Origin of the sequence: Vibrio sp. SCSIO 43136 (assembly GCF_023716565.1) — a bacterium.
In the GTDB taxonomy this organism is placed as follows: domain Bacteria; phylum Pseudomonadota; class Gammaproteobacteria; order Enterobacterales; family Vibrionaceae; genus Vibrio.
The window spans coordinates 1594042-1606846 of record NZ_CP071849.1; the positions used below are offsets into that span (position 1 = coordinate 1594042).

General features: G+C 44.6%; 12 protein-coding genes. 5 read left to right on the forward strand and 7 right to left on the reverse strand.

Going from position 1 to position 12805, the window contains the following annotated elements; genetic code table 11:
* Positions 1–55: 55 nt before the first annotated feature.
* The gene (locus tag J4N39_RS22065; protein WP_252024990.1) at positions 56–2056 is read right to left on the reverse strand and encodes a TonB-dependent receptor domain-containing protein; all 2001 of its coding nucleotides are present in this window, start codon (positions 2054–2056) and stop codon (positions 56–58) included.
* 346 nt (positions 2057–2402) lie between these two features.
* Here J4N39_RS22065 and J4N39_RS22070 point away from each other — a divergent pair, with 346 nt between their 5' ends.
* Positions 2403–3323: a siderophore ABC transporter substrate-binding protein gene (locus J4N39_RS22070; protein ID WP_252024992.1), complete on the forward strand. Its 921-nt coding sequence runs from the start codon at positions 2403–2405 to the stop codon at positions 3321–3323.
* 177 nt (positions 3324–3500) lie between these two features.
* Here the strand turns inward: J4N39_RS22070 and J4N39_RS22075 are convergent, their stop codons facing one another.
* Positions 3501–3773 carry a hypothetical protein gene (locus J4N39_RS22075; RefSeq protein WP_252024994.1) on the reverse strand — a complete coding sequence of 91 codons (273 nt, stop codon included), beginning with the start codon at positions 3771–3773 and terminating at the stop codon, positions 3501–3503.
* A 229-nt stretch (positions 3774–4002) separates the two neighbouring features.
* Between J4N39_RS22075 and J4N39_RS22080 the strand changes: the two genes are divergently transcribed.
* Positions 4003–4776, forward strand: a complete 774-nt coding sequence (locus tag J4N39_RS22080; protein WP_252024996.1) for a substrate-binding periplasmic protein — start codon at positions 4003–4005, stop codon at positions 4774–4776.
* Positions 4777–4797: 21 nt separating this feature from the next.
* Entirely contained in the window at positions 4798–4962 is a 165-nt protein-coding gene (locus J4N39_RS22085) for a DUF2256 domain-containing protein (protein ID WP_252024998.1), read from the forward strand.
* Here J4N39_RS22085 and J4N39_RS22090 read toward each other — a convergent pair.
* The 5 genes from J4N39_RS22090 to J4N39_RS22110 all read right to left on the reverse strand — a co-directional run bounded on the left by J4N39_RS22090 (position 4951) and on the right by J4N39_RS22110 (position 10305).
* Entirely contained in the window at positions 4951–5658 is a 708-nt protein-coding gene (locus tag J4N39_RS22090; RefSeq protein WP_252025000.1) for an SDR family oxidoreductase, read from the reverse strand. The two genes, J4N39_RS22085 and J4N39_RS22090, sit on opposite strands and share 12 nt — an antisense overlap.
* On the reverse strand, positions 5659–7203 hold the full coding sequence (locus J4N39_RS22095) for a cryptochrome/photolyase family protein (RefSeq protein WP_252025002.1): 1545 nt from the start codon (positions 7201–7203) through the stop codon (positions 5659–5661).
* 12 nt (positions 7204–7215) lie between these two features.
* Positions 7216–8562: a DASH family cryptochrome gene (locus J4N39_RS22100; RefSeq protein ID WP_252025004.1), complete on the reverse strand. Its 1347-nt coding sequence runs from the start codon at positions 8560–8562 to the stop codon at positions 7216–7218.
* Positions 8563–8648: 86 nt separating this feature from the next.
* The gene (locus J4N39_RS22105; RefSeq protein ID WP_252026883.1) at positions 8649–9239 is read right to left on the reverse strand and encodes an HD domain-containing protein; all 591 of its coding nucleotides are present in this window, start codon (positions 9237–9239) and stop codon (positions 8649–8651) included.
* A 52-nt stretch (positions 9240–9291) separates the two neighbouring features.
* Positions 9292–10305 carry a LacI family DNA-binding transcriptional regulator gene (locus J4N39_RS22110; protein WP_252025006.1) on the reverse strand — a complete coding sequence of 338 codons (1014 nt, stop codon included), beginning with the start codon at positions 10303–10305 and terminating at the stop codon, positions 9292–9294.
* Between the two features lie 130 nt (positions 10306–10435).
* Here J4N39_RS22110 and manD point away from each other — a divergent pair, with 130 nt between their 5' ends.
* Complete coding sequence (manD, locus tag J4N39_RS22115; protein WP_252025008.1) at positions 10436–11656, forward strand: D-mannonate dehydratase ManD; 1221 nt, start codon at positions 10436–10438, stop codon at positions 11654–11656.
* Positions 11657–11814: 158 nt separating this feature from the next.
* Positions 11815–12771, forward strand: coding sequence for an AEC family transporter (locus J4N39_RS22120; protein WP_252025010.1), 957 nt, complete (start codon positions 11815–11817; stop codon positions 12769–12771).
* The last annotated feature ends 34 nt before the right edge of the window (positions 12772–12805 follow it).

Below are 12805 nucleotides of genomic sequence, written 5' to 3' on the forward strand. Positions count from 1 at the left end.
AAATGCAAACAAGCCGCCAGATCATATCTAGCGGCTTGGTTGAGATAGGACAAGTTTAGAAAGCGTAATTTACCGATACACGAACATCTCGACCTGCGGCATACAAACCTGAGACAGAGCCCCACCCCGGTACACTGCTGTAATCTCCTACGCTTGAATGGTCGCGATACAACTGGTCAAACAGGTTGGTGACCGTGAAGTTTACTCGAAGATCTTCGCTGCTCATTGGGTACCACTGCGCATAAATATCATGAACCTGATAGCCCGGCTTATCGATTTTGTATGTCTCTCCAATCCAACCAATTTCCACAGCACGTTGAAGAACTTCGATGTTGTTTAAGTCAGCAACATAGGTGTAGTTCCACCCAAGCTCAATGTCTGGATTAACATCATAAGTCAGATTTAAACCAAAAGTGTCGCCACGGGAGTTAGCAAGACCAATATGTTCGTAGCCTTCCACTGTGTTGCCGTTCAATTTGGAATCAAAGCTTGTGAAACTGGCGACCAAGGATAAATCTTCATACCAGTAATGCGCTTTCAGCTCGTACCCTTTAGTTTCCAACTTTCCAATATTCTTATACTGACTGCTACCAATTTGAGCACTGATTACATCATTGATTGCGCTCTGGAACACAGTGGCTGACGCTAGCCAATTGCTCGCCTGATACTCTATACCAACTTCTGTGTTATCCACTTTTTCAGCTTTCAAGTCAGGGTCAACACTTTTTGACTCTAGGGTAAATGTATCGCCTACTTGCTTGCCTCGCATAGCTTGAGCATAACCAGCATTCAGCTTCCAGTTATCGGTGATTTGGTAGTTGAAACCTACATTAGGACTAAAACCATCGCTGTTTACCTTGGTGTCCGTGGTCTTTTGCTCCATTTGATACTTGTCGTAACGCAAGCCATAACTTAATAGGAACTGATTGGTAAGCTGCCAGTGGTCTTGAACGTAGAGACCAAACACGTCACCCACTTCTTCATGACCATCGGCGGCATTAGGCTCTAGAGATTTCGCTTTTGCCTTGTCATTGCGATACTCAGCACCATATGTCACCGAGTGGAGATCTACTTTGCTGGTGTTACGAATATCCAAACCAGCGGTGCGCACTTCACCATTGTATTTGCCCCAACGGTCAGTCACATCTTGGGTGACATCTGCCTGTGTGTGATAAAGCGTTGTTTCTAAATGGACTAATTGGTTCAATGTCAATGTGTGGTTAGCCGTGACGGTATGACGTTGCAACTCCATTGGGTACAAAGTTGAACTAATACTTGCAGGCCAGTTAGGTCTTTGGTTGTAATCGCCTTGCTCGTTTCGGTTTTCGTAACTTAACGTCAGCGTTTGGTTATCTGCAATATTGCCATTGACCTTTAAGAAACCAAGCTTTCTATCTGATGCTGTCCCAGGGATCTCATTACCATCGCCATCTTTCATGTCGTTGTTTTTTACATCGACGAAAGTCCCCATCAAGCCCCAGTCATCACTAATCGCACCATACAAGCTAGCGCTGGCTTTACGACCACTATTGCTAAAGTAGCTGCCACTTACAGAGCCGCCAAAACTATCACCTGGAGCCAATAAGTCATCGACATTCTTGGTCTTAAAGCGAATAGCACCACCAATAGCACCTGCACCACTGGTTGCCTCACCGGCACCTGCTTGAACCTCTACACTTTTCAGTAAGTAAGGGTCAATGGATAAACGCCCAATATGGTGGAACAGCGTACTGGTTTGTGGTGCACCATCAACCGTGACATTTAAGAAAGTATCTTCCAATCCACGAACATACACTTTCTGCGCAACTCCCAATGAGCCACCAACAGTAACTGAAGGTTCTGTACGAAAAATATCTTCTAAGTCTTGGGCTTGATAGCTTTCAAGTTCACTATCCGTTACGGCGAAGTTAGTCATTTCGCCTACAACAACAATGACATCTTCAGGCTTGTTTTGCTCCTGTGTATCTGAAGTTGAATCGTGTTCGTGTGCCATGAGAGTGGGTGCTGAAATCGCACTACTGATTGCAAGGGCAATCAAAGAAACTTTGGTTGTCATATTTTATTTTCCATGAGTCGAGCTCTATTTAATTGTGTTATTTAATCGCTTATGGGCGACTACCACTGCTCGCAATGATAATGGATCTCATTATCATTGCGAGCAGTGTTTTATAACAATTCCACATAGAAAAACACCAAAAAGACTAATCAACTCGCACGTTTTGTGATCATGGTTACACTTCGTGAAAAACTCCAATCTGCGGTAACTGACAAAAATCACAACTATTCAATTAGTTACTGTTGCACCACTGAACACTTCGCCAATAAATGATATTGATTATCATTAACATAATTTTATACTGCCAATCCTGTTCGACTAATTCATGCATAAATAGGGAATAAAAATGTATCTTCTTCAAAGGTTTTTCAGGCAAATAAGCTTGGTCTGTATTCTTGCCTTGGGTTTTGTCACTGCCGCTAATGCGGTTACGGTAGAACACATCGCAGGCAAAACGACCATCAATAAAGTACCTCAACGTATTGCCGTATTAGGTCACGGTAGCCTAGATCTACTCAATTACTTGGAAATTCAACCTGTTGGGGCACTTCATTCGCTACTGCCGAGCTATTTGAAAAAATATGAATCCACAACCGTGAATACCGGGTCATTCCATGAACCAGACTTTGAAGCCCTATATACGTTAAAACCTGATTTGATCATCGTGGAAAATCGTATGGTCCACTTATATGAAGAGATCAGCAAAATTGCACCTGCCGTGATGTTCTACGTAGAGGACGGAGAGTATTGGAAAAACACGCAAAAGAACTGGCGTATGCTTGGCAAGGTATTGGGTAGAGAAGACGATATAGAAGCCAAGATCAGTGCAACCTCTAAGCTCATATCTAAAGCTTCAAGTCAGGCAAAAGAACAGCAGTTAAAAGCACTTATGCTGATGAATAGCGGAGGTAATATCTCCATGTACAATCAAGGTAGTCGCTTCTCACTAGTATTCGATGAGTTTGGTTTCACAGACTCTTCGACCACATTTAAGCCGACAGTAAACCGACCGCATGGAAATCTGATCTCGTTTGAATACATTAAAGATGCACAGCCAGAGGTTATTTTTATCCTCGACCGTGAACAAGCTATTGGCCTAAGTGAAGATAAGGCAAAACAGCAGTTCAACAATGCACTAATCAAATCTACGCCTGCAAGCAAGAATGACAAAATCGTATTTATCGATCCCAATGCTTGGTATCTAACGGCTGGCGGAATCACAGCTACAGACAATATCATCAAAGATGTCTTCAAGGCTCTAGATTAAACAATCATCAAGTGGCTGCTTGACTAACAGCAGCCGCTCTTAACAGCATCATTGATTTTATTGATACATTAGGGCATGTAAACTGGCTATCAGGATAGCGAATTGTAGAATCACTTTATCAATATTCATCACTATATTTCTCTATAGCCGAATGGATGATTAACGATCTGAAGAAGTCTAATCGTCGCCTGCCTCCCGATAGTTATAACGACGTTCCCTTACGTGCCAATATCTATCTATCGCAAAGCCACCAAAAAAGAGCACGATAAACATCGACAAACCATATTGAGTGATAAATTGGCCTAAATCCAATCGGTCTGATTGCAACCAGTAGCCAAATAGTGACCCACAGACAACAGTCATTAGCATTGATGTCATTTTGTTTAGAAGATAGCGCCTACGGCCAACTTTACGTATCTCTTTCCACTCAGATTGTTGCTTTAAGTTCATCTCCACCTCCAACCTAGTGCTGTAGATTGTATTCACTATTAGCACTCATAGTTTGCATTTTGATTCTGCTTTGCGAAGCAAATAACAGTGTGCTTATTGGTGCAACTGTGAGAGTCTAACAGACAATCGTTGAACAATTACCCGTTGTGAAAACTAGATAAATCAAGCCGCTGAGGTCTATATTTACAATCACTATTCGCCAATATTGCTCCTCAAGGAAGCTTGGTCAATGTTGAATAAACGCTTTGATTTTCGAGCACTAAGCCATATTTGCCTGCTAATGACGCTTTTAAGTCTTGCATCACCCATGGCCTTTGCAGTCGATAAGATGATCGTCACTCGTGGAGATGGTAACTGGCCGCCATTTGAGATGGTTGAAGACGGTGAGCTCACGGGTTTTCATATCGAACTTGTCAAAGTCGTCGCCTATCAAGCTGATATTGATGTTGAGTTCAAAAATTTGCCGTGGCCAAGAGCCATCAAAATGGTACAACGAGGCAAAGCCGATGCCGTTACCTACGTTGCCAAAAATGAAGAACGCACTAAGTTTATTCATTACTTCCACGCCAATACACTCTCGGGCACTGCCCACTATTTGCTCAAACACAAGTCTCGCAAAGACATTCACTTCAATGGTAATTTAAATCAACTCACCCCACATACCGTCGTGCATCTTTCACAGTATACTTTTGGTGATGCATTCGATAATGCCACCGACATTAACAAGACTGCAGTGAAGTCTACTAAGCAGATACTGAAACTCATCGCAAGCCAGCGCTATGATCTTGGCGTGATCAGCGAAGAAGATTTAGGTGAAGCCAATCGTTCCGAGTACATAGACCAAATAGAGTTTATTCTGCCTCCCCTTTATACCACCTCGGTCTACATTGGCTTTTCCAAGCACGAGCACACCCAAACGATTGCTGAAAAGTTCACCGCTCAAATGAAGCTATTCAAGCAAACCAAGGAATACCAAGAATTGAGGGACAAGTACGGCCTTTGATCTCTTGGCGGTATGAACCGAATGAAAGGATTTAAACAACAGCTACCCACCAAAATCTGCCCTGTATGCCAGCGCACCTTTTCTTGGCGTAAAAAATGGGCTCTTAATTGGAATGAGGTGGTTTATTGCTCAGAGCGCTGTCGACGACAAAAAAACACCAAATCTGAGCACAAACTACCAAGGTAGACGCTGCCCGTCGTAAGCCCAAAACGCACCACTATCAGCAGGTGTCGCACCTTCAATTAAACCAATCAAATCATCCGCTACCTTGTCTGGATGAAATAGACTTCCTGTCGGTACGTTAGATTGAAAAGGCTTGGACAGCGCGGTATTGGTTGTGCCTGGGTGAAGTGCAAGCACCGCCCCTTGTTTAATCGTACGCTGCCACTCTATCGCCAAGGTTTTTAAAAACATATTGAGCGCCGCTTTAGACATGCGATAGCTATACCAGCCACCCAAACGATTGTCTTCAATACTGCCCACCTTTGCAGAAATGGTCACGAACTTAGCCATAGAACTCGCTTTGAGCAAAGGGCTAAAGTGCTTGGCGAGCAGCATGGATGGCAAGGTGTTCGTCGCAATATTTTGCAGGAAGAAGTCTTCATCAATAGCAGCGATATTTTTCTCAGGCCCGCACTCACTGGTGTGAAGCATGCCAACACAATTTATCAACCAATCCAGTTGGTTGAGCGCCCTCGAAAGTTGTGCAATGTGATGTTCATCAGTGACATCGAGCCGATGCCAGATAACCCACTCTGACGTCCATTGCGGTTGGTGTCGACGGTAAGTTGCGTGTACATTTGCTTGGGGAAAACGCTGGGCCAGCGCCTTTACCATCGCAAGCCCTATACCACCATTACCACCGATGACTAAGATATCCATTTAAAGAGACTCCAAATTGTCTAAATAGTGGTTTGCTGTATCTAACACCGCTTGGCGCTGCTCTTCGCTCATATTGTCCCACGAGCGATAAATCATGCCGATCCTTGGGTTCACGGCGAGTCGTTTTTGATGTTTATCCATAAAGCGCCAATAGAGGCTATTGAAGGGGCATGAGCGAGGGCCACTTTTGACTTTTATGTCGTACTGGCAACCTTGGCAATAGTCACTCATACGATTGATGTAAGCACCACTTGCTGCGTAAGGCTTGGTCGCAATAATACCGTCATCCGCAAATAGGGCCATACCTCGTGTATTAGGCATTTCTACCCATTCAATGGCATCGATATAGATACCCAAATACCAAGCGTCGACTTGAGAGGGATCAATCTCGGTCAGCATACAAAAATTGCCTGTCACCATTAAACGTTGAATATGATGGGCATAGGCATAGTCAAGAGACTGATCAATAGCATGTTTCATGCAATTCATCTTGGTCTGTCCTGTCCAGAAATAACCGGGAAGCGCCCTATCGGCTTCTAATGCGTTTAGAGTTGCGTAGTGCGGCATATTCGCCCAGTAAATCCCTCGCACATACTCGCGCCAGCCTAAGATCTGCCTGACAAACCCCTCAATCTGCGACAGTTCAATATCTGGGTTGCGTCGATAAGTATCAACTGCCGTGTCGATGACCTCTTTTGGGTTGAGCAGTTTGGTATTGATCGAAAAAGACAAACGGCTGTGGTACAAGCTCCAATGAGCAGGGTGCTTATGAGTCATTGCGTCTTGAAAGCGCCCAAAAAGAGGTAAGCACACCGTGCAAAAGTGCGCCAGTAATGTCAGGCTTTGAGCACGATTAGTCGGCCAAAGGAGAGGGCCATCGAGTCGCCCAATGGTCTTTATGTCATGACGTTCGAGACGTTGCACCACAGCTTCAACATTTTGCGAAAACACCAGTGGTTGCGGTAGCGATTCAATATCCGAAGGCTTGAGTTTATTGCGGTTATTGGCGTCATAATTCCATTTTCCTCCTTCTGGCTTACCAGCCTCCATCAACACGTCAAAACGCTTACGCATGCGGCGGTAAAAGTGCTCCATCATCACATGTTTACCACGGGGAAATTGACTCTCTAGCTCGTCAAACTCGAGTAAGAAGTGCTCACTATCGACACAAGAAACCTCAACACCTTCAGCGCAGAAAGACTGCATTTGTTCAAGCAAGCGATATTCATCAGGTCTTTGGTACTCAAAGCGCTGAGCACCAAATTCATGCAGGTAGTGAGTAAGTAGACCATCGAGTGAATCAAACTCATGAGTGTCATCTAAGGTAAGGTGCATGACCCGATGACCATCACTTTGCAGCTCCTTGGCAAACTGCTGCATGGCAACAAAAAATGCACATATCTTCTGAATATGGTGAGAAACGTATACACCTTCTTGTTTAAGCTCAGCCACAATATAAATGACACTGTCGTCGACCCTATCGAACCAAGAGTGCTGTAGGTTTAATTGATCGCCTAGAATGAGCCGCACCGTTTGTATCGTCATTATCGATCCTCACTATCTATTGCTAGAGTCGACCATAATTGGCCAATCCACCATATCAACAACATCGATACCTTGTCTGTCCTCTGTATTCGTCCACTGGTTAATGAATTCTCGGTTGGGGTCATAAATTTCGGTCTGTTTTTCAAGGTTAAAACGACGGCTGCCTTGCGGGTCGGCCCCAACACCTGCAATGTACTGCCAATTGGCCCAATTTGACGCTACGTCATAATCAATTAACTGAGATTCAAAGTAAGCCGCACCATACCGCCAATCAACTTCTAGCTCGTGTACCAGACAGCTTGCAACTAACTGCCGACCTCGATTTGACATATATCCAGTGCTACTAAGTTGGTTCATGCACGCATTAACAAGAGGGTAAGGTGTTTTGCCCTCCTGCCACGCTTTAAAGCGACTAGGATAAAAACTGGTAAGTGGTGACTTGCCATGAATGCCTGAAAAACTAAACAGTTTTTCCCGATGCTGACGTGCATACCAGTAGAAATACTCACGCCATAAAAGCTCGAAGAAGATCCAGTAAGTAGAGTCATTGCGACCAAAACTCTGTTCATAGTTGACCAGTGAGCGCAAAATGTGTTTCGGAGCGATGCAACCATGTGCCAACCAAGGAGAAAACTTGGTTGAGTAATCCTTACCATCTAGGCCATTACGAGTCTGCTTATAGTGACTGGCTAAATTGCGGGCAAAGTATCGCTGGCAATGGACAAGCGCTTCTCCCTCGCCACCGACAAACTCTCCACCTACAAAATCGCCACTGGTCATCCAAGGTGTAATGGCATCTCCTCCCACACCAATATGGCTCGGGCTAGGAGGAAGTGTATCTATTTTGCTGACCTGCAACTCTATCGGTAATGTTTCGACTCTTTTGCGAAATTGAGTAAAAGTCTTAGGTAGCTCAGAAAGATCAAAGGGTAATTGAGCTATCTCGTACAAAGTACCAACGGGCTGCTGAACAATGGTCAAGAATTCGAAGTGATCACTTAGAGCCGAGACTACTTTTTGCTCATCACTGCCCGCAGAGTGATTGCAATAGAGATGGGTAATACCTAGATGTTCAATCGTACGGATCATAGCAACCAAAGGGGGCAAGCCTGAAACAAACAAACGCTGTCCAAGCGCTTTCAATCCATCATCAAGCGATGTAAGTGACTGCTCAAGAAAGCAATGCTTGGCGTGACCAAATTGTCCAACCTGAGCATATCGCCGCAAGTAATCATTCAGATGTGGCCTGCAAAACAGACACACTAGTCTGTCCGAATCCCGAGCAGCTTTTGATAAAAGGGCGTTATCTTGAAGGCGTAAGTCATTAGTAAACCAGTACAGCGCTGTTTGATTGACCATGCTCTCTCCTTGGGGCCGTATCGCATTTAATTGCTTACGACCATCAAGTGCTAAGCGATCATTACTCCTTCCATTTAGGGGACAAGTTAAACTTCTCGCTCCAGCTGGTGCAAAAAGCCCTGCATGTACTCAGTACGTTGACGGGCTTCTTGCGTTGCGGCCTCGGTGTTCATGGTGTCCACCAGTTTCAAAAGCTTGATATAAAAATGATCGACTGTGTAATTCTTATCATCTGGCGCTCGCTCATGACAGAACGGGTCCACTGGGTTATACAGCTTAGCGCCAAAGCTAGTACTCACTTGCAAGCAGCGAGCAATACCAATCGCACCAAGCGCATCCAGTCGGTCTGCATCTTGGACAATTTGGGCTTCAAGGGTTTCAGGTTTGATGTTGGCACTGAAACTGTGAGTAATAATGGCGTGAGCGATTGCGTCAAAGTGCTCACTCGGGTAATCAATCGATGCTAGAAAGTCAATTGCAACTTCCGCCGCCTTTTGCGAACTTTGGGCACGAAGAGCGTGGTTTTTAGGGTAAGTGAAACAGTCATGTAGATAGGCCGCTGGCAGCACCACCGCCATTTGAGCATCCTCTGCCAAACATAGCTGTTTGGCTGTCTTAACCACGCGCATCACGTGTCCGATGTCATGGCCGGCATCTTGCGTCATGCACTGCTGCATAAACTGAACAAATTGAGGTTCAAAATGATCTAAATTCACTGACGTATACTCTTTATTGAGCGATCGGAGAACAAGAATCCCGTTCTACCAACTCGCATGGGATGACAATTTTTTCTAGCGTTTTGCTTTTCGATTTTACTTTACTAAGCAATAACTTGGCACTTAATTCTCCCGTTTTGTAAGCATCCTGTTTCACTACAGTCACTGGGACTTTAAATAGCTCCACCATAGGAATGTCATCAAAGCCAATCAGTGATACGTCTTGTGGAATTTTAAATGATGAGCCATCTAAGTCTTTAAGCACATCGGTTGTTAATGCCAAGTGTTGGCTAAAAAAAGCGGTGGGCGGATTGGCTTGGGATAGGATTTTTGTCGGTGCTTGATCAAAGCCGTGCTGTCTGTCCCAGTAATGAATTAAATCGGTATCCAACTTAATGTCATGCTTTTCGAGGGCATCGACGTAACCTTGATAACGTGCCTTGCGGGAATTACTGAGAGAAAAATCTTGAGTCAAAAAGCTAATACGGCGATGACCAAGCTTGATCAAATGCTCAGTTGCTTCAAACGCTGCCTGTCGGTAGTCAGACAAGACCATATCACTCGGAGCATCATCGTATTCCAACTGGAATTGTACTAAAGGTATACCTTGCTCAACATATTCTCGGATCAGGTCATTATTTTTGCCCGAAGAAGTAATGATGATGCCATCCGCACGCATCTCTTTTAAATTGGTTAATGCTCGGCGCTCTATATCTGGGTCGAAGTCAGTATTGTAGATGAACACATTGAACTGACTGCCTTTGCAAAAGTCATCGATACCTCGCAACACTCGACTGGTGTTAAAGCCTGTAATATCGCGCACGATAACGCCTATCGTTTTGGTCGAATCCGTTTTTAAGCTTCTCGCTATAGGGTTGGGTACATAGTTAAGTTCGGCAACGGCTAACTTAATACGCTCTTTCGTCGCTTCTGACATATGGCCAAAACGGCCATTTAGATATTGTGAGACGGTGCTTTTCGACACGCCTGCTTTCTCAGCAACATCGATAATTCTAACTTTTGTCATACAAATTCTTTTTTTGTTATCTAAGTCATGTTTGGCTGATTGACATACTAACCAATGATCCATAAATTATCGAGTAAATCGATTTGGTAAATCGGTTTTGTAAACCGATAAACATGAGAAGGATCAACAAATGAAAATCGAACAAGTGAAAGTTTTTGTATGTGCTCCCGGCCGTAACTTCGTTACCGTAAAGATTGAAACGGATGAAGGCGTTTATGGTATTGGTGATGCGACACTCAACGGCCGTGAGATGGCAGTAGCGACCTACCTTGAAGAGCATGTTGCGCCTTGTTTGGTTGGACGTGATCCTCACATGATCGAAGATATCTGGCAGTACCTATACAAAGGTGTTTATTGGCGCCGTGGTCCTGTTACCATGGCAGCGATTGCTGCCATCGATATGGCACTTTGGGATATCAAAGGTAAAGTTGCTGGTCTTCCGGTGTACCAACTGCTCGGTGGTAAGAGCCGTACAGGTGTTACTGTTTATGCTCATGCAAACGGTGAAACTATCGAAGATACGTTAGATAAAGCGGAGGCGTTGAAAGAACAAGGCTTCAAAGCTATCCGTCTTCAATGCGCCGTTCCAGGTATGAAAGAAACCTATGGTGTGCTAGGCGATAAGAAAGACTACTTCGAGTTGCAAGGCAATCGCCCACTTCCACCTGAGCAAGAATGGTCAACTCCAAAATACATGAAGATAGTACCAGAGCTATGTAAGCAAGCTCGTGAGCGCTTGGGTGATGATATTTTGCTAACACACGATGTTCATAGCCGTCTTACACCTATTGAATCTGCACGTCTGGGCAAACTGCTAGAGCCATACAATCTGACGTTCCTCGAAGACTCGTCGATTGCGGAAAATCAAGACAACTACAAGATCATCCGAAACCACACCACCATCCCATTGGCGCTAGGTGAAACCTACAACACTATTTGGGATTGCAAAGAGCTTTTAGAAAATCAACTGATCGATTACATCCGCACCGCAGCGACCCATGCAGGTGGTATTACAGCGATGAAGCGTATTGCTGATTTTGCGGCAGTATATAACGCACGTACTGCGCCACACGGCGCACCTGATCTTTCGCCAATTTGTTTTGCTGCGCATATGCACCTAAACATCTCAACACCGAATTTCGGCCTTCAAGAATTTGTTGGCTTTGGCAACGAAAAAACCAAAGAAGTGTTCCCTGGCGACGAGACAACGCTAGAAAACGGCATGCTAATGATCAGCGATAAACCGGGTCTAGGAATCGACTTTGATGAAGAAGCCGCAGCGAAATACCCGTACAAACGTTCTTACCTGCCTGTAAGCCGTTTGGAAGATGGGACACTGTGGCACTGGTAAACAATTGATTTGTAATTAACTAAGATTTCGCTTAACAATAGAACCTCTCATCGTAGTTCACTTACTAGGTGAGAGGTTTTTGCTTTACGATAGAAATAGATTACCCTAATGGGCATATCATAATACTATTTGCTCTTTGCTATTGTTAAGGACACTCCATGGAAACCCTGCTTCAGCAGCTCTATTTTTCGTTTTCAATTACCGGTCCTATCTGCCTAATGCTAGTCCTTGGGGTAGTGTTTAAGCGTATCGGTTGGATAAACGAAAACTTCATTGATGTCGCTTCAAAGCTGGTGTTTAAAGTAACCCTTCCAGTCATGCTGTTTCTGAGCATCGCCAGTTCAGATCACGACTTCAGTGCGGCCAGTGACTTCGTTCAGTTTGGCGCAGTGGCGAGTATCCTCTTTTTTATCTTTACCACCCTCTCGACTAAGCTCTTTTTCCGAGGGTCTCCAGATCAAGGGGTGATCACCCAATGCGGTTTTCGCGCCAATACTGCCATTATCGGCATCGCTTATGTTGCAAGTGCTTATGGTGAAGATGGCGTTGCCTTAGCAGCACTGTACGTAGCGACAACAACCTTTATTTACAACGTAGAAGCGGTGATTTGCTTATCACCGAAAGGGGAAACGACATTTTCACAAGCAGCTAAGCTGATGATGACAACCTTAACTAAGAACCCACTGATCATCGGGATCTTAGCGGGTACTGCGTTCTTCCTGCTCTCTCTCCCTATCCCACAGATGGTTGAAGATGCTGGTAACTATTTATCACGCATGACATTGCCTTTAGCACTACTATGTACTGGTGGCTCTCTTAACCTAGGCTCAATGAAGAAGGACACAGGGCCAGCTTGGTTTGCTACCAGCTATAAGCTAGTGGTAGCACCGCTAGTCATCACAGTAAGTGCATACTTACTTGGGTTTAGAGGTGTCGAGTTGGGTATTTTGTACTTAATGAACGCCGCACCAGTGGCTGCCGCAGCTTATGTGATGGCTCGTTCTATGGGAGGAAACGCAACGTTAACGGCGAATGTCATCGCCATGAGTACAGCGATCTCTACCATCACTTGCACCTTAGGGCTTGTTATTCTATCGAGTTTTAAGCTGTTATAACGGCCGTGTATTGAATCTACTAAATGCGTTTCTA